This is a genomic window from Paracoccus sediminis (assembly GCF_900188295.1).
GTDB lineage: Bacteria > Pseudomonadota > Alphaproteobacteria > Rhodobacterales > Rhodobacteraceae > Paracoccus > Paracoccus sediminis.
In genome coordinates this window covers 13,643-38,817 of sequence record NZ_FZNM01000002.1, presented here as the reverse complement: position 1 = coordinate 38,817, position 25,175 = coordinate 13,643, and the positions used below count along the sequence as shown (strand labels likewise).

Sequence of the window (25,175 nt, the reverse complement as noted above, 5' to 3'; positions counted from 1 at the left end):
AGGGATGACCCGGCCGGATCGTCAATATCATGTGCTCGACAAGGATCTGGGACGGATCACCCTGGCCGAATCCGCGCAGTTCCACGTCTTGCGTCCCGTGCTGCGCCTGGGCGCGGGGATCCTGCTGGCGGTCGCGGTGATCCTGCTGGCCTTGGGCATCACCGGCCAGCAGCCGGGGACCGTCGCGATCGGCGCGGGTCTTGTCGTGGCTGGCTGGCTGGGCCTGTCCATCGGCGCGAACGACATTGCGAATTCTCTGGGTCCGGCGGTGGGCGCGGGGGCCATCGCCATCGGGCCGGGCCTGGCCCTGGTGGCGGCGGCCGAAATCGCGGGCGCGGCCTTGGCAGGCGGCGCCGTGACGCACCGCCTGGCCGAGGGGGTCGTGGACGTGTCGGTGCTTGGCGGATCGGGGGGGCAGATCGTGATGCTGGCGGCGCTGATCGCGGCGGCGGGCTGGATCACGGTTGCGACGGGCGCGAACTTGCCCGTCTCGACCTCGCATTCCATCGTCGGGGCAATTGCAGGGGCCGGGCTGGCGGCGGCGGGATCGCAGGCGATGTCCTGGGGCGGAATACTGGCCATGGCCATGGCCTGGATCCTGACGCCCTTGGCGGCGGCGGTCCTGGCCGGGGCGCTTCTGGCCCTGTTGCGCGTCAAGGTGGCCGAGGCGCCGGATCGCGGCCATGCGGCCCGCCTCTGGCTGCCGCCGCTGGTCGGCGCCATGGTCGGGCTGTTCGTCGCCTTTGTCGCGACCCTGCTGCCCGCGCTGTCGCTGCCGATGCCCCAGGCGCTGGTGCCGGGCCTGATCGCCGGCCTTGCCGCGGCGCTGCTGATGCGGCGGCGCGTCGCCGACGTGCTGGTCCGGGCCGGCAGCGGAAAGCCCCCCATGAAGCGCATCCTGGGCCAGCCGCTGCTGTTTGCCGCCGTGATGATGGGTTTCGCCCACGGGGCGGGGGATGCGGGCAACGTGGCGGGGCCGGTGCTGGTGATCCTGTCGCCCGCCCATGACGGCGCGCTGCCGATGCCGATCCTGCTGCTGGCCTTGGCGGGCGCGATGATCGCGGCGGGCGGGGTGCTGTTCGGCCGCCGCCTTGTCGCCGTTGTGGGCGGGGGGATCACCCGCCTGAACCCGGCCCGCGCCTTTTGCATCACGCTGGCCACGGCCATGATCGTGATGATCGCGGCCAGCCGGGGTCTGCCGGTGTCATCCACCCATGTGGCGGTCGGCGGGGTCTTTGGGGTGGGCTTCGTGCGCGAACTGCTGGACCGCCGCGGCAATGCCGGACGCGCCGATCTTCCGGTCGAGGAACGCCATCGCCGCCGGCTGATCCGGCGCAGCCATGTCGTCACCATCACCGCCGCCTGGGCCGTCACGGTGCCGATCACCGCGCTGCTGGGCGGATTGTCCTGTCTGGCGATGCTGTGGCTGACGGGGATCTGACGGCCGTCAGACCACCACCTCCTGCGGCGCCTGCTGGCCCGACCCGAAGATGCGGCGATAGCGCGCGATCTCCTCGGCCGGGCCGGTGGCCTTGGCGGGGTTGTCCGACAGCTTGACGGTGGGGCGGCCGTCGGCCGACACGGCCTTGCAGACCAGGCTGAACGGCGCCAGCCCGTCGCCCGCCACCAGGCCACGGAAATCGTTGGTCAGCAGCGTTCCCCAGCCAAAGCTGACCTTGACGCGGCCGTGGAACTGGTGGTGCAGTTCCACGATCTTGGCCACATCCAGCCCGTCCGAAAAGATGACCAGTTTGCGGCGTGGATCCTCGCCCCGGTCCCGCCACCAGCGGATCGCGGTTTCGGCGCCCGCCGCCGGATCGCCGCTGTCGATGCGGATGCCGGTCCAGCCCGCCAGCCAGTCGGGCGCGCCCTTGAGGAAACCCTCGGTCCCATAGGTGTCGGGCAGGATCATGCGCAGGTTGCCGTCGTGTTCCTCGTGCCAGTCGGCCAGAACCTCATAGGGGGCGCGGCGCAGTTCGGCGTCCGTGTCGGCCAGGGCGGCATAGACCATGGGCAGTTCGTGGGCGTTGGTGCCGATCGCCTCGATGTCGCGGCGCATGGCTATCAGGCAGTTCGACGTGCCGGTGAAACCCTCTCCCAGACCCTCGATCATGGCCTGGACGGCCCAGTCCTGCCACAGAAAGCTGTGCCGCCGCCTTGTGCCGAAATCGGCGATGCGCAGGTCGGGAAGGGCGCGCAGGCGTTCGATCTTTTCCCACAGCCGGGTCATGGCGCGGGCATAAAGCACTTGCAGTTCGAACCGGCCCAGGGTCGACAGGACCGCACGCGACCGCAGTTCCATCAGGATGGCAAGCGCCGGGATTTCCCACAGCATCACCTCGGGCCACTTGCCCTCGAAGGTCAGTTCGTACTGGCCGTCGCGCTTTTCCAGCTGATAGGGGGGCAGGCGCAGGTTTTCCAGAAACTCCATGAAGTCGGGGCGGAACATCTGCCGCTTGCCGTAAAAGGTGTTGCCGCGCAGCCAGGTCGATTCCCCCCGCGACAGCCGCAGCCCGCGCACATGGTCCAGTTGCTCGCGCAGCTCGCCCTCGTCGATCAGGTCGGCCAGACGGATGGACCGGGTGCGGTTTATCAGGCTGAAACAGACGGTGGTGTCGGGCCGGTTGCGAAAGATCGACTGGCACATCAGCAGCTTGTAGAAATCGGTGTCGATCAGCGACCGCACGATCGGGTCGATCTTCCATTTGTGGTTATAGACGCGGGTGGCGATGTCGGCCATCGGCTTACTCCTGTCGAACGCCGGCGGCGCGCATGTCCGCGCGGGCGCGGGCAAGGCTGCCGTCAAGGTCGATGGCGCGGGTCGCCGCCTCGATCACGGTGGCGGTGAAACCCAGGCGGGCCGCGTCCATGGCGCTCCAGGCGACACAGAAATCATGGGCAAGGCCCGCGAAGGCCAGGTCGGCCAATCCACGGTCCCGCAGGTATCCCGCAAGGCCCGTCGGCGTGCGATGGTCGTTCTCGAAGAACGCGGAATAGCTGTCGATCCCGCGGCGGAAACCCTTGCGGATCACCAGATCCGCGCGCGACCGGTCCAGGCCGGGGTGGAAACCGGCCCCCGGCGTGCCGATGACGCAATGGCTAGGCCACAGCACTTGCGGGCCATAGGGCATCTGCGCGACGCTGAACGGCTGCGCCCCCGGATAGTTGGCCGCAAAGCTGGCGTGATCGGCCGGATGCCAGTCCTGCGTCAGGATCACGGCATCGAAACCGGCCATCAGCGCATTGATCGGCCCGACGATCCCGTCCCCCCCATCCACCGCCAAGGCGCCGCCGGGGCAGAAGTCGGTCTGCATGTCGATGACGATCAGTGCCGTGCCCATCCCGTCCCCCTTGCCGCGATTGCGACAATGCCTAGGAACTGACGGGTGCCGGGTCAATGGTTCCCGTTGCAAGGGGCGGGTTGAAAGGGCGGGCTTTGCTGGCTATGGCCCGGTCATGCTGATCGTCGCCGCGCTGTATCATTTCACCCGCTTTCCGGATCCTGCCGCCCTGAAAGGCCCGCTGGCCCGTGTCGCCTGCGCCCAGGGCGTGCGGGGCACGCTGCTGCTGGCGCGCGAGGGGATCAACGGCACCATTGCGGGGACGCGGGCGGGGGTCGATGCGGTGCTGGCCCACATCCGCGCCCTGCCGGGTTGCGCGGATGCGGACTGGAAGGAAAGCACAGCCGCCGCCATGCCCTTCGGCAAGATGAAGGTGCGGCTCAAGCAGGAAATCGTCACCATGGGCCAGCCCGATGTCGATCCCCGCGCGGGGGTGGGCCATTACGTCGATGCGGCCGACTGGAACGCCCTGATCCGCGCGCCCGATGTGGCGGTGATCGACACCCGCAACGATTACGAAATCGCCATCGGCACCTTTGCAGGGGCGATCGATCCCGGCACCCGCAGCTTTCGCGATTTTCCCGGCTGGTGGCGAAGGAACGCCCATCGTTTCGCGGGCAAGCGCGTGGCGATGTTCTGCACCGGCGGGATCCGCTGCGAGAAATCGACCAATTACCTGCTGTCCCAGGGCGTCGATCAGGTCTTTCACCTGAAAGGGGGCATCCTGAAATATCTCGAGGATGTTTCGCAACAGGACAGCCTGTGGCAGGGCGAATGCTTTGTCTTCGACCAGCGGGTCAGCCTGACCCACGGCTTGCAGCCGGGGCGGCACGGGCTGTGCCACGCCTGCCGCCGCCCCCTCGCGCCCGAAGATCGCGATCGTCCCGAATACGAGGAAGGCGTCCGCTGCCACCAGTGCGCAGGCGAATACGACGACGCCGACCGGACGCGGTTCCGGGAACGGCAGCGGCAGGTCGCGCGGGGCGAGCTGTTCGCAGGCCCCGCGTCGGAAGAATGACGGCCCTTACCGGCCCGCCCCCAGCCCGCCCGCCGAAATCGCCGCCATGTTCAGGATGTCGTTCACGGTCGATGTGGTGGAACAGATCTGGATGGGCTGCGGCACGCCGGTCAGGATCGGGCCGATCACCGTGGCCCCGGCCATTTCCTGCATCAGCTTGACGCTGATCGACGCCGAATGCCGCGCGGGCACCACCAGCACGTTGGCCGGGCCGGTCAACCGGCTGAACGGATAACGGGACGCCGAATCCATGTTCAGCGCCACGTCCACCGTCATCTCGCCCTCGTATTCGAAATCGACACGGCGCCGGTCCAGAACCTTGGGCGCCTCGGCCATCTTGATGGCGCGTTCGCTGACCGGATAGCCGAAGTTCGAGAACGACAGAAACGCCACGCGGGGTTCAAGGCCTAGGCCCCGCGCGACGGCGGCGCCGCGGATGGCGATGTCGGCCAGATCCTCGGCTTCGGGCCACTCGTGGACCAGTGTGTCGCCGATCAGCACGATCCGGCCCTTGTGCAGCACGGCGGTGATGCCCACCGCGCCGTCCTGGGGGCGCAGGTCGAAGACATTGCGCAGTTGCGACAGCACATGGGCATTCTTGCGCGTGGCCCCCGTCACCAGCCCGTCGCCATGGCCATGCGCCAGCATCAGCGCGGCAAAGACGTGGCGGTCGCGATTGGCCAGCTTGTGCGCGTCCTCGCGGTCCACGCCCTTGCGTTGCAGCCGCGCATAGAGGAATTCGTGATAGGCATCCAGATACCGGGAATTGGCGGCATTCACGACGGTCAGTTCGCGCACCGCGTCGCCAAGGCCCACGGTTTCCAGCTTGTCCTTCACATCGGCCTCGCGGCCCACGACCAGGGCCTGGCCCATGCCGCCGCGCTGCCAGGCGACCGCGGCGCGCAGCACGCGGGGATCGTCGCCTTCGGCGAAGATCATCCGGGCCTGGGTCTGGCGGGCGCGGGCGTGGATGCCTTGCAGGATCGCGGCCGTCGGATCCATGCGGTTCTTCAGCGACTGGACATAGCCGTCCATGTCGATGATCGGACGGCGGGCGACGCCCGTGTCCATGCCTGCGCGCGCCACCGCAGGGGGCACGACATGGATCAGGCGGGGATCGAAGGGTGTCGGGATGATATAGTCGCGCCCGAATTGCAGCTTGCGGCCATAGGCGATGGCGACCTCGTCGGGGACATCCTCTCGGGCCAGTTTCGCAAGCGCCTCGGCGCAGGCGATCTTCATTTCATCGTTGATGGCACGGGCGTGGATGTCCAGGGCGCCCCGGAACAGATAGGGGAAGCCCAGGACATTGTTGACCTGATTGGGATAATCGCTGCGCCCGGTGGCGACGATGGCGTCGGGCCGGACGGCATGGGCGTCCTCGGGCGTGATCTCGGGGTCGGGGTTGGCCATGGCGAAGATGACCGGGTTGTCGGCCATGGATGCCACCATGTCCTGCGTCACCGCGCCCTTGGCCGACACGCCCAGGAACACGTCCGCGCCCTTCATCGCGTCTTCCAGCGTGCGGGCATCCGTCACGATGGCATGGGCCGATTTCCACTGGTTCATCCCCTCGGTCCGGCCTTGGTAAATGACGCCCTTGGTGTCGGCCATGATACAGTTGTCGTGCCGCGCGCCCATGGATTTCAGCAGTTCCAGGCAGGCGATCCCGGCGGCGCCCGCGCCGTTCAGGACGATCTTCACGTCCTCGATCCGCTTGCCCGACAGTTCCAGCGCGTTCAGCAGGCCCGCCGCGCAGATCACCGCCGTGCCGTGCTGGTCGTCGTGGAACACCGGAATGTCCATCAGCTCCTTCAGGCGCTGTTCGATGATGAAGCATTCGGGCGCCTTGATGTCCTCCAGGTTGATGCCCCCGAAGGTCGGGCCCATCAGGCGGACGGCGTTGATGAATTCGTCCGTGTCCTCGGTATCCAGTTCCAGGTCGATGGCGTTCACGTCGGCGAACCGCTTGAACAGCACCGCCTTGCCCTCCATCACCGGCTTGGAGGCCAGTGCGCCCAGGTTGCCCATGCCCAGAATGGCCGTCCCGTTCGAGATGACGGCCACCATGTTGCCCTTGGTGGTATAGTCATAGGCCGTTTCGGGCCGGTCCGCGATGGCCTGGACCGGCACGGCGACCCCCGGCGAATAGGCCAGCGACAGGTCGCGCTGCGTCGTCATCGGCGTAGAGGCGACGATGTCGTATTTGCCGGGGCGCGGCTCCATGTGATAGGCCAGCGCCTCCTCGGGGGTGATGCGGGCGCGGCTGCCGGTCTTTTCGCTCATCGGGAATCCTCCGGGGGTAGTGGTCCCGTTTAACGTCGCGTCACGACCGGCTCAACCGGCTTTGCGGGCAAATCTGTGTTGCGGGGACGCGCGGAATGGGCGCCTCAAATCGTGACCTTGACGAAGCTGTCGCGCAGGGCGTTCGACCACGCCACGCTCATCCGCGCGAAATCGGCGTCGCCGTCCAGGATCCGGCGCCGCGTCGTCACCGCGCAGGCGCCGGCTTCGATGATGGCCATGTCCAGCGGCATCCCCACCGACAGATTCGATCGCAGGGTCGAATCCATCGACAGCAGCACCGCCTTTTGCGCGTCGGCCAGGCTGGTCGCGGGCGTCACCACCCGGTCCAGGATCGGCTTGCCGTATTTGTGTTCGCCGATTTGCAGGAACGGCGTGTCCTCGGTCGCCTCGATGAAGTTGCCTTCGGGATAGATCAGGAACATCCGCATGTCGCCGCCCGCCCGCTGGCCCGCGACGATCATGCTGGCGGATGCCTGCTGGCGCAGGTCGCGGCATTGTTCGGCGATTTCCCGGCGCGTGCGCGACAGGGTGTCGCCGATAATCGTGGCGACCTGCAACATGGTCAGCGCCTTCATGATCGAGGTCGTCTCGTCGGCCATCTCGTCGTGGATCGCCTCGGACAGGCGGGCCAGGGTGGTCTGCGTCACCGACAGCGACCCGGCGGTCATCACCACGATGGCCCGGTCGCCCGGTTCCTCGAAAAAGAACATCTTGCGATAGCAGGCGATGTTGTCCAGGCCCGCGTTAGTGCGCGTGTCCGACAGCAGCACCAGTCCGGCATTCAGCTTCAAGCCGACGCAATAGGTCATGGCTGCGTCTTTCCCGTATGATCGCGTCGCAATCTAGTCGGCACACGGACCAGTCGCAATCCGCCTTTCACCTTTGTCCCAATATCCTCTGGCGTTCGCCGCTTGCGGCAGGCGGGGGGGCGAAGCGCCCCCAGCTAGCTTTGCGTCTGGCCCTGGCTTTGGGACTGGAACCGCTCGACCTCCTCGACGTTGACGGCCACGTCCAGCGTCTCGGCACCCTGGCCCGCGGCAATGCCCCGGATCGGCGCGGCGTCCGATGCGTCCAGCCCCGATCCCAGCCGGACATAGCGTTCGTCCGGGCAGCAGCGGTTCGCGGGATCGAAACCGATCCAGCCCAGCCGATCCACATGGATTTCCGCCCAGGCATGGGCGGCTTCGTGGGCCGTTTCTTCGGTCGTGGCGCGCAGATAGCCCGACACATAGCGCGCGGGCAGATCGCGCCGCCGGGCCACGGCGATCAGGGCATGGGCATGGTCCTGACAGACGCCCGAGCCTTGCGCCAGGGCTTCGGCGGCGGTGGTGTGGAATCCGGTCTGGCCGGGGACATAGGCGATCGCTTCGGACACGGCCGCCGAAAGCCGGTGCGCCAGATCCAGCGAATCGGCCGCATCGGCGACCGACGCGGCCAGATCCTTCAGCGCCGCATCCGCGCGGGTGGCGCCGGTGTCGCGCAGATAGGCCAGCGGATGGATCAGTTCGCGATGGCCGCGCAGCACACCCGCCGTGTCGCGCGTCTCGACCCGGCCGGTGACGGTGACGGCCACTTCTTCTGTCGGGCCGCGCACCGTCCAGCCCTCGATCCAGTCGCCCGCGCCGTCGCGGAAGCCGGGACCGCGGATGCCGCCGGTGACGTCGATCCCCCAGTCGTGCGTCCGCTGCCCTTCGCACACCGACGGCGTCAGCCGCAGGCTTTGGACCAGGTTCCTGACCGGGCGGTCATAACGGTAAACCGTCTGATGAACGATGCGCAGCTTCATCACGCCCCCCCCAGCAGGTAATCCTCGTGCACCAGGGTCGAGATGGTGCCGATCTCTCCGATGAACCAGGTCAGGAATTCGTGCAGCCCTTCGTCGAAGATCATGTCGATGTTATGGGCCTGCAAACGGGTCAGCACCTCGCGCGCCTTGTCCCGCGCGGTATTGGGCACCGTGTCGCCGTACCGCTTGGCAAGTCCTTCCAGGTTCCACACCGCCTCATAGAGCGAGGTGATGAGCGACCGGGGGCTTTCGCCGTTCAGGATCAGGAAATCCGCCACCCGGCCCGCCGTGATGTCGCCGCCATAGGCCCAGTGATAGGCCCGGTGCGCCGACAGCGCCCGCAGGATCACCTGCCATTGATAGGTGTCCAGCCCCGATCCCACGAATTCGATGCGCGGCAGCAGGACATAGTATTTCACGTCCAGCAGCCGCGCCGTTGCATCGGCCCGTTCCAGGCCATAGCCCAGGTTCATGAAATGCCAGCCATCGTTGCGCAGCTGCGTGGCGTTGATCGCGCCCCGGACGGTCGAGGTGTGGCTGGTCGTGAAATCCGTCAAGGACGCCGTGTCCAGCTTGCCGCGCGGCGTCTTTTCCAGCTTGCGCAGATCCTGATAGGCGACGTTCAGGGCGTCCCAGACCTGGCTGGTCAGGGCGGTGCGCACGATCCGGCCGGCTTCGCGGGCGCGTTCGATGCAGGACATGACCGACGACGGGTTGTCGCGGTCGAAGAAGATGAATTCCTCGATGTTTTCCTGGCTGATCTCGCCGTATTTTCGGGCGAACAGGTCGGCGGTCCCGGACGCCTGCAACAGCGAATTCCATTCGTTCTGATAACCCGAGGCCGTGTTGGGCAGCAGGGTGATCCGCTGGCCCACGTCCAGCAGGCGGGCGGCGGTGTCGGCGCGTTCCAGATGGCGGCCCATCCAGAACAGGTTCGCGGCGGTGCGGCTGAGCATGTCTGAAACCCCCTATTCCGACAGAACCCAGGTGTCCTTGACACCCCCGCCCTGAGACGAGTTCACGACAAGGCTGCCTTCGCGCAAGGCCACGCGCGTCAGCCCGCCCGGCACCAGTTCGATCCGGTCGCCGCACAGGCAATAGGGGCGCAAATCCACATGGCGCGGGGCCAATCCTTCCTCGACGAAGGTGGGGCAGGTGGACAGCGCCAAGGTCGGCTGCGCGATGTAGTTGCCGGGATTTGCCTCGATCTTGGCGCGGAACGCCTCGATCTCCTCCCTGGTGGACCGGGGGCCTACCAGCATCCCATAGCCGCCCGAACCGTGAACCTCTTTCACCACCAGGTCGGGCAGGTGTTCCATGACGAATTTGTAGTCGTCGTCCTTCCACAGCGTCCAGGTCTGGACGTTCTGCAACAAGGGCTCCTCGCCCAGATAAAACCGCACCATCTCGGGGACAAAGGTATAGATGGCCTTGTCGTCGGCCACGCCCGCGCCCGGCGCCGAACAGATCGACACGCCCCCGGACCGATAGACGTCCATCAGCCCCGGCACGCCCAGCATCGAATCGGGACGGAAACACAAGGGGTCCAGGAACGGATCGTCGATCCGGCGATAGATCACATCGACCCGCTTCGGTCCCTGGGTCGTGCGCATATAGACGAATTCGCCGTCCACGAACAGGTCGGCCCCTTCGACCAGTTCCACGCCCATCAGGTTGGCCAGGAAACTGTGTTCGTAATAGGCGCTGTTGAAATGGCCGGGCGTCAGGATCACGCAGGTGGGGCGGTCATGGCATTTGGCGGGGGCCACCGATTCCAGCGTGCGGCGCAGCAGGTCGGGATACTGGTCCACGGGTTCGATCCGGTTGCCCCGGAACAGGCCGGGAAACATCCGCATCATGATTTCCCGGTTTTCCAGCATGTAGCTGACACCGGACGGCGTGCGGCAGTTATCCTCCAGCACGAAGAACTCGTCCTTGGCGGTGCGCACCAGGTCGATGCCGATGATGTGTGAATACACGCCGCGCGGCGGCACGACGCCCACCACGGCCTTTTCGTAGGCCTCGTTCTGATAAACCAGCCGGGCGGGGATGCGGCCCGCGCGCACGATCTCGGCCCGGCCATAGACATCGCGCAGAAACGCGTTCAGCGCGCGGGCGCGCTGCTTGATGCCGCGTTCCAGGCGGCGCCATTCGGCCTGTTCGAAGACGCGGGGCATCATGTCAAAGGGAATCAGCCGGTCCGGGTCGCCGCCTTCCCCATACACCGCGAAGGTGATGCCGATGCGGCGGAACAGGGCCTCGGCCTCGGCCTGCTTCATCTGCCGGAAATCGGCGGGCATCGTTTCGACCCATTGGCTGAGCCGCGCATAAGGGTCGCGAACCCGCGATCCCTCATACATCTCGTTGTAGTAACTCATTGATCCACCCGCTGACACCGGACCCTTCGCAGGCCTTCTTACCCCCTGATGATCGGGGACGGTTTTTGCCAAGTCCACAGAGGAATGGCGGTTCCTGCGCGAAAGTTCCGCAGGATCGGGACGGAAGCCGGGCGGGAATGGTCTGCCCGCCAAGGCGATGCCGAAGTTTTGGGCAGGCCGTGATCGCGCCACGAAATTCGTGCCCGTCGCCGGAATCGGCGGTTTCGCTTACCGGATCGTAACCTTTGTCGCCTAGGGATGATCCTGGAAGCGCAGGGGAACAGGATGCCGAAACTGATCGTCAACGAAACCGAAGACCACCTGGTCATCAGGATCGAGGAAACGCGCATCGACGCGGCCATCGCCACCCGGTTCAAGGACAGGCTGCGGGAAATCGTCCTGCGGGGCCGCAAGCCGGTGCGACTGGACATGCGCTGCGTCGATTTCATGGACAGTTCCGGCCTGGGCGCGATGATTGCCGTTCGCAAGGCCCTGCCCGAAACCCTGCCGCTGGTTCTGGAAGGGCTGACCCCCAACGTGGACCGTGTTTTCAGGCTGACCCGGATGGACAGCGTGTTCGACATAAGGCCGGCCACCACCCTTCAGGAGTAGTGTAATGAGTTCGATTGAACGGCAGAACGCCGGCCCGCAACCCCAGCCTGCAACACGGGCGCAGCCCATGTTCCACCGTGTGTTGCAGGCCGATTCGCACGATGTCCGGCGCACATTGACCGATCTGCACAGCCGGTTCAGCAGCCAGATCAGCGCCGACGCCATGGGCCGTCTGGAACTGGTTCTGGCCGAGGTGATGAACAACGTCACCGAACACGCCTGCGACGCCGCGATGCCGGGTGCCGGGCCGGGGTCAATGCATCTGTGCGTGGTGATGCACGACACCGGGCTGTCCTGCGCGATCACCGACGATGGCGGCATGCTGCCTGCGGATTGCCTCAAGCCGCGCAGCCTGCCCGCGCTGGATCCGCTGGACCTGCCCGAAGGCGGTTTCGGCTGGTTCCTGATCCAGGGACTGACCCAGTCGCTGTGCTATTACCGCGAGGAGCACCGCAATTGCCTGGCGTTCACCGTGCCCTATCAGCAGGCCGAGATCTGACGATCTAGTTCAACGGCCCCATCAGGGGATAACGCCCGTCCTCGAAATCGCCGAACATCTCGACCACTTCGGGGTGGTCCAGCGGTTCGCCCGACTGATCGGGGACCAGGTTCTGTTCCGATACATAGGCCACGTAATAGGTCGCCTCGGTTTCGGCATAAAGATGATAGAAGGGCTGGTTCTTGGCCGGCCGCACGTCCTCGGGGATCGAATCGTACCATTCCTGGGTATTCGCGAATTCGGGATCCACGTCGAAGATCACCCCCCTGAAGGGCCGATTGCGGTGGCGGACCACCTGACCCAGACCGTATTTCGCGCTGCGGTGCTGTCCCTGCATAGATATTCCATAAAGGGCTTCGGGCGGGACTGACAGGCGTTTTAATCCCGCCCGTCGATTCTGTCCATCGGATCACCAGCATTTGCAGCATTTTCGTCGCCCGTCCGTGCCGGTTTCACGCCAGCCGGCAGGGTTATGGGGCCGGTTTTGCGATGACTTCCCCGGCCAGCAGGGGCACGGTGGACATCGACATCTTGGCCGATCCCTCGCCCAGTTCGCTGGCGTGGGCCAGATAGACCAGCACCCGGTTTTCGGCGTCATAGATGCGCTTGATCCGCAGCGACTTGAACAAAAGCGACCGGCCCTCGCTGAACACGTCCTCGGGCGTGCCGGGGCGCAACGTGCCGACATCCACGGGGCCGGTGCGGCTGCACTGGATCGCGCTGTTCGACGGATCCTCGAACCAGTTGCCCTGGCTCAGCCGATCCAGGACGGAACGCTCGAAATAGGCCAGATGGCAGGTGACGCCGCCCACGACGGGATCGGCGACGGCCTCGATCACGATGTCGTTGCCCATCCAGTCCACGCCGATCTGGGCGACTTCCTCGGCCTGTGCAAGGGTGGGGAGAAGCAGGGCAAGCGCGATCATTCGCATGGCGGATCCTCGGGTTCCAGGGGCACGCGGCCGTCGTCGGTCAGCAGATGCACGACATCCTTTTCGATAACCACGGCGCAAAGGGGTCGCCCATAGGCCGCGCCGCCGTCGACGTTCAGGCGATTGCCGTAATGGGTCGCGGTCTGGATGGCGGTATGGCCGTGGACGACAAGGGGGCCGTGATCCTGCGGGCTGTTGAGAAATCCCTGGCGGATCCAGACCAGATCCTCCTCGGACTGGTCCAGCAGATCGACGCCGGGCCGGATCCCGGCGTGAACGACCAGGGCCAAGGGATGCAGGAAATACAGCGGCAGCGAGGCAAGATATGCCGTATGTCCGGCGGGCACGGCGCGCTTGGCCTCGGCCAGCAGGCGTTCGGGGGGCAGGGCGGTATCGATGCCATAGGACCGGAGCGTTTCGGGCGCGCCGAGGCCGGAATGCATCGTCCAGTGCAGTTTCGAACTGAGGCCCGGATCGACCCAGTCGGGCTGGGACAGATACTGGGGCAGGAAACGGTCGTGGTTGCCCCGCGTCACGATCCATGGCCGGCCCTGCGCCTGCCCGGCCATCAGGTGATCGACCACCCCCCGCGAATCCGGCCCCCGGTCGATCAGGTCGCCCACATGGGCGATCACCGCGTCACGCCCGCCGTCGCGGAAAATCCGCTGATGCGCGGCCTTCAGCTTGTCCAGATGCCCGTGGACATCGCCAATGACGTAAAGCCGCATACACCGCCCCGCTGCATCAAACGCTGCGCCCCTGCGTAAGGGGGCGCGGCGGGATCGTCAAACCTCGAACTGCAAGCGGCGGGCTTGCAAGAACTTGCCGGTGTTCTGCAACGCCGCCAGGGCGGCGTCGCTGATCGGCTCGTCCAGATACAGGATCGCGATGGCGTCATTGCCCTGCGCCGACCGGCCCAGGGTAAAGTTCGCGATGTTCACGCCCAGGTCGCCCAAGGTGGTCCCCAACGCGCCGATCACGCCCGGCACGTCCTTGTTGCGGGTGTACAGCATGTGGGCGCCCACTTCGGCGTCGATGGTGATGCCCCGGATCTGGATGAACCGAGGCTTGCCGTCGCTGAAGACCGTGCCCGCGATCGATCGTTCGCGCGTGTCGGTCACGACCGTCAGCTTGATATAGCCTTCGAAGACGCCCGCCTTGTCCTGGGTGGTCGTGGCCACCTGGACGCCGCGTTCCTTGGCCATGACCGGGGCCGAGACCATGTTCACATCCGGGTTGGTGGCCTTCATGACGCCCGCGATGACCGACGCATTCAGCGCGTTCAGGTTCATCGTCGCGGCGACGCCGTCATACAGCACGTTGATCGCCTTGATCGGCTCGTCGGTCATCTGGCCCACGAAGGCGCCCAGATGGCCCGCCAGCCTGATCCACGGTCCCATGACGGCGGCTTCCTCGGCCGTGACCGAGGGCATGTTCAGCGCGTTCTGCACCGCGCCGGTCAGCAGGTAATCCGACATCTGCTCGGCCACTTGCAGGGCCACGTTCTCCTGCGCCTCGGTGGTGGCGGCGCCCAGGTGGGGCGTCACGACGACGTTGGGCAGGTTGAACAGCGGGCTGTCGGTCGCGGGTTCCACCGCGAACACGTCGAAGGCGGCGCCCGCGACGCGGCCATCCTTCAGCGCCTCGGCCAGCGCCTCCTCGTCGACCAGACCGCCGCGGGCGCAGTTGATGATCCGCACGCCCGGCTTCAGCCTGGCGATGGCCTCGCGCGACAGGATGTTGCGGGTCTTCTCGGTCAGCGGCACGTGAAAGGTGATGAAATCCGCGCGGCCCAGCAGCTCGTCCAGTTCCACCTTGGTCACGCCGATGTCCTTGGCGCGCTCGGGCGACAGGAAGGGATCATAGGCCAGCACCTTCATGTGCAGGCCCAACGCGCGGTCGATCACGATCGATCCGATATTGCCCGCGCCGATCACGCCCAGGGTCTTGTTGAACAGTTCCACCCCCATGAAGCGGTTCTTTTCCCACTTGCCCGCATGGGTGCTGGCGCTGGCCTCGGGCAGTTGGCGGGCGACGGCGAACATCATGGCGATGGCATGTTCGGCGGTGGTCACGCTGTTGCCGAAGGGGGTGTTCATCACGATCACGCCCTTCTTGCTGGCCGCCGGGATGTCGACGTTGTCGACGCCGATGCCCGCGCGGCCGATCACCTTCAGGTTGGCGGCGTTCTGCAACAGCTTTTCCGTGACTTTCGTCGCGGACCGGATCGCCAGCCCGTCATACTGCCCGATCACGGCGGCCAGCTTGTCCTTGTCCTTGCCCAGGTCGGGCAGGTAATCGACCTCGACGCCGCGGTCGCGAAAAATCTGGACGGCGGTTTCCGAAAGCTTGTCGGACACGAGAACCTTTGGCATGTCATTCATCCTTGTCACGGCGCCGGGCACCCAAGGCCACGCAGCGCATTCATTCCGGTGGAAATATCTCGGGGGACCGGGGGCAGCGCCCCCGGCTTCGCTCAGCCCTGCGCGGCCAGTTCGGCGCGATACGCCCATTCGATCCAGGGCATCAGCGCGGCCACATCGCTGGTTTCCACCGTCGATCCGCACCAGATCCGCAGCCCGGCGGGCGCGTCGCGATAGGCGCCCGCGTCCAGCGCCACGCCCTCCTTCTCCAGCCGCTTGGCCACGGCCTTGGCAAAGGCCGCGCCATCCGTGATGGCCGGATCGGTGAAGCGCAGGCAGACGCTGGTGTTCGAGGCCGTGGCCGGATCCTGGGCCAGATCGGCGATCCAGTCCTTGTCCGCGATGAAGTCGCGCACGGCGGCCGCGTTGGCATCGGCCCGCGCGATCAGCGCCCGGACGCCGCCCAGCGACTGCGCCCATTTCAGCGCGACCAGATAATCCTCGACCGCCAGCATGGATGGCGTGTTGATCGTCTCGCCCTTGAAGATGCCCTCGATCAGCTTGCCGCCCTTGGTCAGACGAAAGATCTTGGGCAACGGCCAGGCGGGGGTGTATGTTTCCAGGCGCTCCACGGCGCGGGGCGACAGGATCAGCATTCCATGCGCGCCCTCGCCGCCCAGCACCTTCTGCCAACTGAACGTAACGACATCCAGCTTGTCCCAGGGCAGGTCCATCGCGAAGGCCGCGCTGGTCGCGTCGCAAAGGGTCAGGCCCGCGCGGTCCGCCGGGATGGCATCGCCGTTCGGCACGCGCACGCCGCTGGTGGTGCCGTTCCAGGTGAACACGACATCCTTGTCGAAATCGACCTGCGCAAAGTCCACGATATGGCCATAGTCCGCCTTGCGGACGGTGGCATCCAGCTTCAGCTGCTTGACGGCGTCCGTCACCCAGCCCTCGCCAAAGCTTTCCCAGGCCAGCATTTCCACAGGGCGGACGCCCAACAGAGTCCACATCGCCATCTCGACCGCGCCGGTGTCGGAACCCGGCACGATGCCGATGCGGTAATCGTCCGGCACGCCCAACACCTCGCGCGTCAGGTCGATCGCCTCGGCCAGCTTGGCCTTGCCGATGGCGGCGCGATGCGACCGGCCCAGGGGCGCGTCCGACAGCATGTCCAGATTGTAATGGGGAATCTTGGCGCAAGGGCCAGAGGAAAAGCGCGGATTGACCGGGCGCGCAGCCGGGATCGTCAGATCCTTCATGTCAGCCTTCCAGCTAAAAGCCCTTCGTTGGGGAAGGGTGTCCCGCCGCCGGGAATACGCGGGACCGGTCCGTTTCGCAAGAAGAAATCAGCCGTAGTCGCGCGCCCCGAAGATTGCGGAACCCACGCGGACATGGGTCGCGCCCTCGGCGATGGCGGTTTCGAAATCCGCGCTCATCCCCATGGACAGGTTTGTTAGGCCATGATCTGCGGCCAGGCGGCGCAGCAGGCGGAAATGCGGCAGCGGATCGGCGCCTTCGGGGGGAATGCACATCAGGCCCTGGGGCGACAGGCCAAGGCCCTGGCAGGACGACAGAAAGACCGGCAGTTCGTCGGCCAGGACGCCGGCCTTCTGCGGCTCGTCGCCGGTGTTGACCTGAATGAACAGGTCCGGGCTGCGGCCCTGGTCGGCCGCCTGCTGGGCCAGCTTGCGGGCCAGGGTCATGCGGTCCAGCGTGTGGATGGCGTCGAACAGTGCGACCGCCGCGCGGGCCTTGTTCGATTGCAGCGGGCCGATCATGTGCAGTTCGACGCCGGGATAGCGGTCGCGCCAGCCGGGCCACTTGGCCTGCGCCTCTTGGACATAATTCTCGCCAAAGGCGCGGTGGCCCGCGTCCAGCGCGGCGGTCACGCGGTCGGTTGGCTGCACCTTGCTGACCGCGATCAGCGTCACGCTGCCCGGCGCACGTCCGGCGCGTTTTTCGGCCGCGGCAATGCGGCGCCTGATGTCATCCAGTCCCATGACGCGACAAGACAAAAAGAAAAGAGCGGGCGCAAGGCCCGCTCCTCAAGTTTGACTGCCGATCGTGTGGATCAGAAGTCGAAGCGCACGCCCATGTCGGCGGTCACGCGCTCTTGGTAGTCGCGCTGGAGCGAAGCACCCAGGCGGGCACCGCCCAGGTCGTAGTTCACGCCGATACCGAACGAGTTGTCGGTTTCTTTGGCTTCCCAGTCGCCGCTGTTGTTGGCGATATAGGCTTCGATGTTGGTCAGGCCATCGGCCAGGGTGTAGTCGCCATACAGAGCGACGGTGCTGCCCAGGTCGTCGTTTTCCGGATCGAAGTCAGGGTCGCTAGAGGATTGGCCTTCGTAGTCACCGGCATCGCCGTTGTCGACCCAGTTCAGACCGATACGGGCGTTTTCCATGACGGCGTAACGCGCACCGACGAAGTACACGTCGTGATCGTCGTTGCCAGCGCCGTTGATCGCGGCACCAGCCGACAGTTCCAGACGCTCGTTCCAGGTGTAGTCGACCGAGAAGCTGTATTCTTCCTTGACGTCACCGAACAGGTCCACGTCTTCGACCAAGCCGGTTTGATCCGGGTCGATATACGAGAAGCGGACTTCCAGATCATCAACAGCATACGATGCAAAGATGCCCAGACGCTCGTCGTTGCTGTAGGCTTCGCTTTCATAGGCGAAGAACGCACCCAGCGCGTTGCCGCCGACCGAGCGGTCGTAGGAACCCAGTTCGGTCGCGAAGATCAGGCCGGCCGAGTCCAGAGCGCCTTCGACGTTGCCGATTTCAACGGTCAGGCCGCTGGAGGTGACGTACAGCTTGCCGGCGTTGATTTCGCCGCCGGTATCGCCGTTCTGGTCCCACTGCAGGCGGAAGCGGGCACCGAAGTCCACGCCCTGTTCGGTCGAGGTCGCGGCATCGATGTTCATCCGCAGGCGCGAGATGACCTGGGTGTCGTTGCCTTCGTCGCCAAACGCGTCGAGGCCAGTCTGGACTGCATCTTCGTAATAGATCACGCCGGTCCGGCCGTAACCCGAGATGGTGACGTCGGCAGCAGCCGCACCTGCGGTCAGAACCAGCGCGGTGGAGGCGATAAGAGCCTTTTTCATGGTCAAGTTCCCTCTTGTCTCTCTGATGCCCAAACCGGCATTACCGCCTTGGGTATGCAGCTTGTTTCCTCCGTCCCATTCCGTGATGCAACGGAATCGCGCAGCCGCTGCGCCCTTGGCGGTTTCTGTGATGCACAAGGGCCACACCTTTGCGTGACAATGGACAATCCCCAACCGACGGGGCGGAGGCATAGGCGCTTGTGGGGCGGGGACGATCCGCGCTAAAGCAGGGGCCGATGCGAAAAACGGGGGACCGCATGAAAACCGCACGTGCCGCGCGCCTGGTGATTGGCGGAGTTCTTTGCGCCGGGCTGGCAGCCTGCGGCGGCGGGCGGAAGGCCGATCCCTATTACGGTCCCGACATGCGACCCGAGGTTCGGACCACGACCATCTGGGATGTTTTCGAAGGTTCGGAAAACCCCAACACCACCGTGGGCGTGAACAAGTACCTGTGGAACGCCAGCCTGGAAGTGTTGAACTTCCTGCCCGTTCAGACGGTCGATCCCTTTACCGGCGTCATCCAGACCGGCTACGGCACGCCGCCGGGCGGCGGGCGGTCCTATCGTGCCACCATCAAGATCGCCGATCCGGCGCTGGATGCGCGGAGCCTGAAGCTGTCGCTGCAAGGCCCCGGCGGGGCGGCGGTCGAACCCGGCACCGTCCGCGCGGTCGAGGACGCGATCCTGACCCGTGCGCGCCAGCTGCGCATCCAGGACGGCCGTCTGTAGACATCGGGCAAGGCTGGACCCGTCCCGTCGTGCCGTATAAACCCGGCGCGACGAACGACGCCAAAGGTCCGCACGATGCCCTACGATCCCTCCAGCCTGGAACCCCGGTGGCAGAAGGCCTGGGCCGACGCCCGCAGCTTCACGGCCGTGCGCGACGGCCGGCCCAAGTATTACGTGCTGGAAATGTTCCCCTATCCGTCCGGGCGCATCCACATGGGGCATGTGCGCAACTACACGATGGGCGACGTGGTGGCGCGGTTCAAGCGCGCGCAGGGGTATTCGGTGCTGCACCCGATGGGCTGGGACGCCTTCGGGATGCCGGCCGAAAACGCCGCGATGGAACAGGGCGGCCATCCGCGCGACTGGACCCGCGCCAACATCGCCACGATGCGCGACCAGTTGCGCCCGCTGGGCCTGTCGATCGACTGGAGCCGCGAATTCGCGACCTGCGACGACGATTACGTCCATCAGCAGCAGGCGATGTTCCTGGACATGCTGGGCGCCGGCCTCATCACCCGCAAGTCGGCGCAGGTGAACTGGGATCCGGTGGACATGACTGTGCTGGCCAATGAGCAGGTCATCGACGGCAAGGGCTGGCGGTCGGGCGCCCCGGTGGAACGGCGCGAGTTGACGCAATGGTTCTTTCGCATCTCGGATTATTCCGACGAATTGCTGGCGGCGCTGGACGGGCTGACCGGCTGGCCGGAAAAGGTGCGGCTGATGCAGTCGAACTGGATCGGCAAGTCGCGGGGCCTGCAATTCCGGTTTCAGACGGTGGACGCGCCCGAAGATTTCCCGGCCATCGAGGTCTATACCACCCGGCCCGATACGCTGATGGGCGCCAGCTTCGTGGCGCTGTCGCCGGATCACCCGCTGGTCCGCGATCTGGCGGCGGCCGATCCCAAGGTCGCGGGTTTTGTCGAGGACTGCCGCAGGATCGGCACGACCGAGGAAGCCATCGAAACCGCGCCCAAGCTGGGCTTCGATACCGGCCTGACCGTGAAGCATCCGCTGGATGCGGACTGGCACCTGCCAATCTGGATCGCGAATTTCGTGCTGATGGATTACGGCACCGGCGCGATCTTCGGATCGCCCGCCCATGACGAACGCGACCATGAATTCGCGTTGAAATACGGGCTGCCGATCCGGGCGACGTTCGGCGAACGCGGGATGTCGCCGGAACAGGCCGACGCGATGGTCGCCGGGGCGGCCTATGTGCCGCTGAAATCGGAAACCGTCACCTATGTAAGCGGTTTTTCGGGGCAGGCGGACCAGACCGGAGAGGCCGCGGTGGACGCCGCTATCGCCCATGCCGAGGCAGCAGGCTATGGCGAGGGCGTCACCAAGTTCCGGCTTCGCGACTGGGGCATCTCGCGGCAGCGTTATTGGGGCTGCCCGATCCCCGTCCTGCATTGCGACACCTGCGGCACGGTGCCCGAGGCCAAGGAGAACCTGCCAGTCCTGCTGCCGCAGGATGTCACCTTCGACGTGCCGGGCAACCCGCTGGACCGCCATCCGACCTGGCGCCGGGCCACCTGTCCGCAATGCGGCGGGGCAGCGCTGCGCGAGACGGACACCATGGACACCTTCGTCGATTCGTCGTGGTATTACGCGCGCTTCACCTCGCCCCATGCCGCCACGCCGACCGACCGGGCGGATGCCGATTACTGGATGAACGTGGACCAGTATATCGGCGGCATTGAACACGCGATCCTGCATCTGCTGTATTCCCGGTTCTTCGCCCGCGCGATGGTTAGGACGGGGCATCTGCCGGAAAGCGCGAAAGAGCCGTTCGGCGCGCTGTTCACGCAGGGGATGGTGACGCACGAGATCTACATGACCCGCGACGACCGGGGCCGCCCGGTTTATCACCTGCCCGAGGATGTCACCGACGGCAAACTGACCGATGGCACGGCGGTCGAGGTCATCCCCTCGGCCAAGATGTCCAAATCCAAGAAGAACGTGGTCGATCCGGTCAACATCGTCGCCAATTTCGGCGCCGATACCGCGCGCTGGTTCATGCTGTCCGACAGCCCGCCCGAACGCGACGTGGAGTGGACCGCCGCCGGGGCCGAGGCCGCGCACAAGTTCCTCGCCCGTGTCTGGCGGCTGACCGACGAGGCGGGCGAGGGGGGCGAGGATCCCGACCTGACCCGCGCCGCGCACCGGGCGATCAACGATGTGACCCGCGCCATCGAAGGCTTCGCCTTCAACAAGGCCGTGGCCAGGATCTATGAACTGGCCAACGCGGTCGGCAAGTCCAAGGCGGGCGGCGAGGCCCGCCGCGCCGTGCTGCGGATCATGGCGCAGTTGATGGGACCGATGGTGCCGCATCTGGCCGAGGAGGTCTGGGCCATGGCGGGCGGGCAGGGGCTGCTGGTCGATGCGCCCTGGCCCAAGCCCGATCCGGCGATGCTGGAAGACGACACCGTTATCCTGCCGATCCAGATCAACGGCAAGCGACGGGCCGAGATCAGCGTTGCCAAGGACATGCCCAAGGACCGGATCGAGGCGCTGGTGCTGGCCGACGAGACCGTGCTGAAATTCCTGGACGGCGCGGCGCCCAGGAAGCTAATCGTCGTGCCGGGGCGGATCGTCAATGTGGTCGCCTGACCGCCGCGCGGCCCTGCTGGGCTTGCTGGCGGTGGCGGGCTGCGGGCTGACGCCCGTCTATGGTCCGAACGGCGCAGGGCAGCGGCTGTTCGGCAGGGTCCGCCCGCGCGATCCGCAGACCTATCAGGATTTCGCCTTCAACCGCCGCCTGGGCGAACGCCTGGGCGGAGAGGGGGCGGAATATGATCTGGATTACCGCATCACGGTGGGCGTGGTCCCTCAGGCGATCACCACGGACGAGGTGACGAACCGCTATGCCCTGAACGGCACGGCCGATTTCGCGCTGACCGACCGGGCGGGCCGGGTGCTGGCGCAGGGGCGTGTCAGCAATTTTTCGTCCTATTCCACCACCGGCACCACCATCGCCACCCTGACCGCCGAGGGCGACGCGCGCAACCGCCTGGCCGAAATGCTGGCCGATCAGGTCGTCACGCGGCTGCTGGCCGCGTCGGCGCAATTGCCCGGATGATCCTGAAGGGGGCGGAAATCGCGCGCTATCTGGCGCGGCCCGATCCGTCGCGCCCGGCCTTGCTGATTTATGGCGGGGACGCGATGCGGGTTGCCATGAAGCGAGCCGAGGCGGTCAAGGCCCTGACGGGCGAGAAGGCCGACGAGGAGATGCGCCTGACCCGCCTGCCCGGCGCCGGTCTGCGCAAGGATCCCGCGCAACTGCTGGATGCCATCAAGGAGGTCGGCTTCTTTCCCGGCCCGCGCGTGGTCTTGGTCGAGGATGCGTCTGATGTGGCCGCGGATGCGATTCGCGCGGCCTTGTCCGCGTGGAAGCCGGGCGATGCAGCGGTGGTGGTGACAGCGGGGGCCTTGGGCAAGGCATCCGCCCTGCGCAAGCTGTTCGAGCCGCACCCGACCGCCGTGACCGCCCCCGTCTATGACGACCCGCCGGGCGAGGAGGAGGTCGCGCGGTGGCTGGCCGAGGCCGGGCTGCGCCAGGTGCCCCCGGCGGCGATGCGAGAGATGATGGTGCTGGCCCGCGCGCTGGATCCGGGCGACCTGCGCCAGACGATCGAAAAGATCGGGCTTTACAAGCATGGCGATTCCGAACCGCTGACCGCCGACGAGATCGCCCTGATGGCCCCTGCCACCATCGAGGCCGACCTGGACGATCTGATCCATATCGTCGCCGACCGGCGCGAGGCTGACTTCGGGGCCATGATGCGCCGGATCGAGGGGCAGGGCGTGAACCCCGTGACGCTGTGCATCGCCGCCCTGCGCCATTTCCGCGCCCTGCACGGGGCCGCCGCCGATCCCGCCGGGCCGGGCGTGGCGCTGTCGCGGATGCGTCCGCCGGTCTTTGGCCCGCGCCGCGACCGGATGGAACGGCAGGCGCAAGCCTGGGGCATGGGTCCGCTGGAGGATGCCGTCCGGTCGCTGCTGGACACGGATCTGGCGCTGCGCAGTTCCACCCGCGCGCCGCAGATGGCCCTCGTGGAACGCGCCCTGATCCGGCTGGCGATGACCCGAGGGCGTCGGTGAGCGAGGCCGTGGACGCGCTGGTGATCGGCGCGGGACCGGCCGGGCTGATGGCGGCCGAGGCCCTGATGGCGCCGGGCCGCCGCGTCGTGGTGGCCGAGGCGATGCCGACGCCCGCGCGGAAATTCCTGATGGCGGGCAAGTCGGGGCTGAACCTGACCAAGGACGAGCCGTTCGAGGCGTTCGTGCAAAGGGTCGCCGTCGGCACCGGGGCGCCGCCCCGGACCCCGGGATATTTCGGTGAAGAAGACAGGTTCGGTCCCGCCGAGGTCGGGGCCTGGGCGCGGGGTCTGGGGGTCGACCTGTTCACGGGATCGACGGGTCGGGTGTTTCCGGTCGGCATGAAGGCCTCGCCCCTGCTGCGGGCCTGGCTGGCGCGGCTGCGGGAAGGCGGGGTCGAGATGCGGACCCGGTGGCGGTGGACGGGCGGGCGTTTCCAGTTCGAGACGCCGCAAGGACCGCAGGAAATCGCGTCCCGCGTGGCCGTTCTGGCATTGGGCGGGGCAAGCTGGCCCCGGCTGGGGTCGGACGCGGCCTGGGTGCCCTGGCTGGAGGCGGAGGGCGTGACCGTGGCGCCGTTCCGGCCTGCGAACATGGGTTTTCACGTCGCCTGGTCGCCACAGATGGCGCGTCGCGTCGGATCGGCCGTCAAGGGAACGGCGCTTCGCGCGGGCGGTCAGGTCAGCCGGGGCGAATGGATCATCGGGGCCACCGGCATCGAGGGCGGCGGGGTTTACGAGATCTCGGCCGCGCTGCGCGAGGGGGCGGCGGGTCATGTCGATCTGGCGCCGGATCTGGACGCGCGGGCACTGACCGCGCGTTTTGCGCGGCCCAAGGGCAGGCTGTCGCTGGGCAACTGGCTGCGCCGCGTGCTGGACGATCCGGTCAAGGTCGCCCTGCTGCTGGAATGGGGGCGGCCCCTGCCCGTCGATGCCGCCGGATGGGCCGCCCTGGCCAAGGCGCTGCCTTTGCGCCACGCCGGACCAATGGGGCTTGAACGCGCGATTTCCTCGGCAGGGGGCATATCCTGGGATGCGCTGACCACGGATCACGAGCTTGCCGCGATGCCCGATGTTTTCGCTGCGGGCGAGATGCTGGACTGGGAGGCGCCGACCGGAGGCTATCTGCTGACCGCATGTCTTGGCAGCGGACGGTCTGCGGGGCGGGCCGCCGCCGCGCGGCTTGTCGCTTTGGGGCAACGCTGACCGGCTTCGGTCCCTTGGTGTGCTTGATGGGACAAAGGCCATGACCTATGTGGAATCCCATGGGAGGAAACCATTGCTGCAAAGGACGGGTTTCCGATGGCCTACACGATCACGCATTTCGCACCAGCGACGCGCAGCCGCATCGACGCTTTCTTTCACCGTTTCGGGCAAGGCGTGAACGCCTATGCCGAATCGCGGTCCCGCCAGGGCCAGATCCGGGCGTTGGACGCGAAATCCGACGAGGAACTGGCCCGCATGGGGCTGACCCGCGACCGAATCGTCGCCCATGTGTTCCGCGATGTCATCTGGCTGTGACCGGACCTAATCGACCCAGTCGATTACCATCTGCGTCTGGGTGACAATTGCCGCCACCTTGCCGTCGCCGCGTGTGACGGTGGTCTGCCAGATCTGCGTGGTTCGGCCCAGATGCAGCGGCAGGCTGACCGCGCGGGCCACGTCGCCCAGCCGGATCGGACGCAGGAAGTTGGTCTTGCTTTCCAGGGTGGTGGTCGAACGCCCCTGGGCCAGGTTCATAAAGGTTCCGGTTCCCCCGGCATTGTCGGCCAGCCCCATGATCGCGCCGCCGTGCAGGACGCCGTTGCGGTTGGCCAGGGCCTGGGTCACGGGCATTTCGAATTCCACGCGCTCGGGCGTGGCCGATACCAGCCGCGCGCCGATATGGACGGCGAATTCGGGCTGATCGTCCGCGTTGCGCCGGACAGGATGATCGTCGCTCACCGGGGGTTCCTTTTGGGGGGCTTTTGCTGTCTGACCCTATCAACCGGGCAGGCGCCTA

The 25,175-nt window shown here is 66.5% G+C and carries 25 protein-coding genes; 10 read left to right on the top strand and 15 right to left on the bottom strand.

The genetic code is table 11. The features are described 5' to 3' along the window. Window positions 1-4: 4 nt before the first annotated feature. Window positions 5-1,441 (top strand): inorganic phosphate transporter, encoded by a 1,437-nt coding sequence (locus CHB77_RS03295; RefSeq protein ID WP_089386767.1) that lies wholly within the window; start codon window positions 5-7, stop codon window positions 1,439-1,441. 6 nt (window positions 1,442-1,447) lie between these two features. Here the strand turns inward: CHB77_RS03295 and pncB are convergent, their stop codons facing one another. Together pncB and pncA are read right to left on the bottom strand one after the other, a co-directional pair. Beyond that, window positions 1,448-2,740: a nicotinate phosphoribosyltransferase gene (gene pncB, locus CHB77_RS03290; RefSeq protein ID WP_089386766.1), complete on the bottom strand. Its 1,293-nt coding sequence runs from the start codon at window positions 2,738-2,740 to the stop codon at window positions 1,448-1,450. A 4-nt stretch (window positions 2,741-2,744) separates the two neighbouring features. Continuing rightward, window positions 2,745-3,341 (bottom strand): bifunctional nicotinamidase/pyrazinamidase, encoded by a 597-nt coding sequence (gene pncA, locus CHB77_RS03285; protein ID WP_089386765.1) that lies wholly within the window; start codon window positions 3,339-3,341, stop codon window positions 2,745-2,747. Between the two features lie 115 nt (window positions 3,342-3,456). Between pncA and trhO the strand changes: the two genes are divergently transcribed. Continuing rightward, window positions 3,457-4,359, top strand: a complete 903-nt coding sequence (trhO, locus tag CHB77_RS03280; RefSeq protein WP_089386764.1) for an oxygen-dependent tRNA uridine(34) hydroxylase TrhO — start codon at window positions 3,457-3,459, stop codon at window positions 4,357-4,359. 6 nt (window positions 4,360-4,365) lie between these two features. On the opposite strand, the gene CHB77_RS03275 is transcribed toward trhO, so the two are convergent. The 5 genes from CHB77_RS03275 to CHB77_RS03255 form a co-directional block, all read right to left on the bottom strand. After that, window positions 4,366-6,645 (bottom strand): NADP-dependent malic enzyme, encoded by a 2,280-nt coding sequence (locus tag CHB77_RS03275; protein ID WP_089386763.1) that lies wholly within the window; start codon window positions 6,643-6,645, stop codon window positions 4,366-4,368. Window positions 6,646-6,749: 104 nt separating this feature from the next. Next, a complete protein-coding gene (locus tag CHB77_RS03270) occupies window positions 6,750-7,475 on the bottom strand; it encodes a proteasome-type protease (protein ID WP_089386762.1) in 726 nt (241 codons plus the stop codon). Window positions 7,476-7,609: 134 nt separating this feature from the next. After that, window positions 7,610-8,452: a transglutaminase family protein gene (locus CHB77_RS03265; RefSeq protein WP_089386761.1), complete on the bottom strand. Its 843-nt coding sequence runs from the start codon at window positions 8,450-8,452 to the stop codon at window positions 7,610-7,612. Then, complete coding sequence (locus tag CHB77_RS03260) at window positions 8,452-9,408, bottom strand: alpha-E domain-containing protein (protein WP_089386760.1); 957 nt, start codon at window positions 9,406-9,408, stop codon at window positions 8,452-8,454. The genes CHB77_RS03265 and CHB77_RS03260 overlap by 1 nt, the downstream gene beginning before the upstream one ends. A gap of 12 nt (window positions 9,409-9,420) precedes the next feature. Continuing rightward, window positions 9,421-10,830 carry a circularly permuted type 2 ATP-grasp protein gene (locus CHB77_RS03255; protein ID WP_089386759.1) on the bottom strand — a complete coding sequence of 470 codons (1,410 nt, stop codon included), beginning with the start codon at window positions 10,828-10,830 and terminating at the stop codon, window positions 9,421-9,423. Between the two features lie 285 nt (window positions 10,831-11,115). Here CHB77_RS03255 and CHB77_RS03250 point away from each other — a divergent pair, with 285 nt between their 5' ends. Next, window positions 11,116-11,442: an STAS domain-containing protein gene (locus tag CHB77_RS03250; RefSeq protein WP_089387137.1), complete on the top strand. Its 327-nt coding sequence runs from the start codon at window positions 11,116-11,118 to the stop codon at window positions 11,440-11,442. 4 nt (window positions 11,443-11,446) lie between these two features. Further along, window positions 11,447-11,941, top strand: coding sequence for an ATP-binding protein (locus tag CHB77_RS03245; RefSeq protein WP_089386758.1), 495 nt, complete (start codon window positions 11,447-11,449; stop codon window positions 11,939-11,941). 4 nt (window positions 11,942-11,945) lie between these two features. On the opposite strand, the gene hspQ is transcribed toward CHB77_RS03245, so the two are convergent. The 7 genes from hspQ to CHB77_RS03210 form a co-directional block, all read right to left on the bottom strand. Beyond that, on the bottom strand, window positions 11,946-12,278 hold the full coding sequence (hspQ, locus tag CHB77_RS03240; RefSeq protein WP_089386757.1) for a heat shock protein HspQ: 333 nt from the start codon (window positions 12,276-12,278) through the stop codon (window positions 11,946-11,948). A gap of 133 nt (window positions 12,279-12,411) precedes the next feature. Then, the gene (locus CHB77_RS03235; RefSeq protein ID WP_089386756.1) at window positions 12,412-12,873 is read right to left on the bottom strand and encodes a CreA family protein; all 462 of its coding nucleotides are present in this window, start codon (window positions 12,871-12,873) and stop codon (window positions 12,412-12,414) included. Next, window positions 12,864-13,601, bottom strand: coding sequence for a metallophosphoesterase (locus CHB77_RS03230; RefSeq protein ID WP_089386755.1), 738 nt, complete (start codon window positions 13,599-13,601; stop codon window positions 12,864-12,866). Before CHB77_RS03230 ends, CHB77_RS03235 begins: the two co-directional genes overlap by 10 nt. Window positions 13,602-13,658: 57 nt before the next feature. Then, complete coding sequence (gene serA, locus CHB77_RS03225) at window positions 13,659-15,248, bottom strand: phosphoglycerate dehydrogenase (protein WP_165456187.1); 1,590 nt, start codon at window positions 15,246-15,248, stop codon at window positions 13,659-13,661. A gap of 101 nt (window positions 15,249-15,349) precedes the next feature. Further along, the gene (locus CHB77_RS03220; protein ID WP_089386753.1) at window positions 15,350-16,498 is read right to left on the bottom strand and encodes a phosphoserine transaminase; all 1,149 of its coding nucleotides are present in this window, start codon (window positions 16,496-16,498) and stop codon (window positions 15,350-15,352) included. Window positions 16,499-16,585: 87 nt separating this feature from the next. Next, the gene (locus CHB77_RS03215) at window positions 16,586-17,239 is read right to left on the bottom strand and encodes a YggS family pyridoxal phosphate-dependent enzyme (RefSeq protein WP_089386752.1); all 654 of its coding nucleotides are present in this window, start codon (window positions 17,237-17,239) and stop codon (window positions 16,586-16,588) included. 71 nt (window positions 17,240-17,310) lie between these two features. Next, on the bottom strand, window positions 17,311-18,345 hold the full coding sequence (locus CHB77_RS03210) for a porin (RefSeq protein WP_165456186.1): 1,035 nt from the start codon (window positions 18,343-18,345) through the stop codon (window positions 17,311-17,313). 257 nt (window positions 18,346-18,602) lie between these two features. On the opposite strand from CHB77_RS03210, the gene CHB77_RS03205 reads away from it, so the two are divergent. The 6 genes from CHB77_RS03205 (at window position 18,603) to CHB77_RS03180 (ending at window position 24,694) form a co-directional block, all read left to right on the top strand. After that, window positions 18,603-19,073, top strand: coding sequence for a DUF3576 domain-containing protein (locus CHB77_RS03205; protein ID WP_089387136.1), 471 nt, complete (start codon window positions 18,603-18,605; stop codon window positions 19,071-19,073). A gap of 75 nt (window positions 19,074-19,148) precedes the next feature. Next, complete coding sequence (gene leuS / locus CHB77_RS03200) at window positions 19,149-21,686, top strand: leucine--tRNA ligase (RefSeq protein WP_089386750.1); 2,538 nt, start codon at window positions 19,149-19,151, stop codon at window positions 21,684-21,686. Beyond that, entirely contained in the window at window positions 21,673-22,155 is a 483-nt protein-coding gene (gene lptE / locus CHB77_RS03195) for an LPS assembly lipoprotein LptE (RefSeq protein WP_089386749.1), read from the top strand. The genes leuS and lptE overlap by 14 nt, the downstream gene beginning before the upstream one ends. Next, entirely contained in the window at window positions 22,152-23,177 is a 1,026-nt protein-coding gene (gene holA, locus CHB77_RS03190; RefSeq protein WP_089386748.1) for a DNA polymerase III subunit delta, read from the top strand. Before lptE ends, holA begins: the two co-directional genes overlap by 4 nt. Before the next feature lie 8 nt (window positions 23,178-23,185). Further along, complete coding sequence (locus CHB77_RS03185; protein ID WP_089387135.1) at window positions 23,186-24,379, top strand: BaiN/RdsA family NAD(P)/FAD-dependent oxidoreductase; 1,194 nt, start codon at window positions 23,186-23,188, stop codon at window positions 24,377-24,379. Window positions 24,380-24,475: 96 nt separating this feature from the next. After that, entirely contained in the window at window positions 24,476-24,694 is a 219-nt protein-coding gene (locus CHB77_RS03180) for a hypothetical protein (RefSeq protein WP_089386747.1), read from the top strand. A gap of 6 nt (window positions 24,695-24,700) precedes the next feature. Here the strand turns inward: CHB77_RS03180 and CHB77_RS03175 are convergent, their stop codons facing one another. Next, the gene (locus CHB77_RS03175; RefSeq protein ID WP_089386746.1) at window positions 24,701-25,117 is read right to left on the bottom strand and encodes a PaaI family thioesterase; all 417 of its coding nucleotides are present in this window, start codon (window positions 25,115-25,117) and stop codon (window positions 24,701-24,703) included. Window positions 25,118-25,175 lie beyond the last annotated feature (58 nt).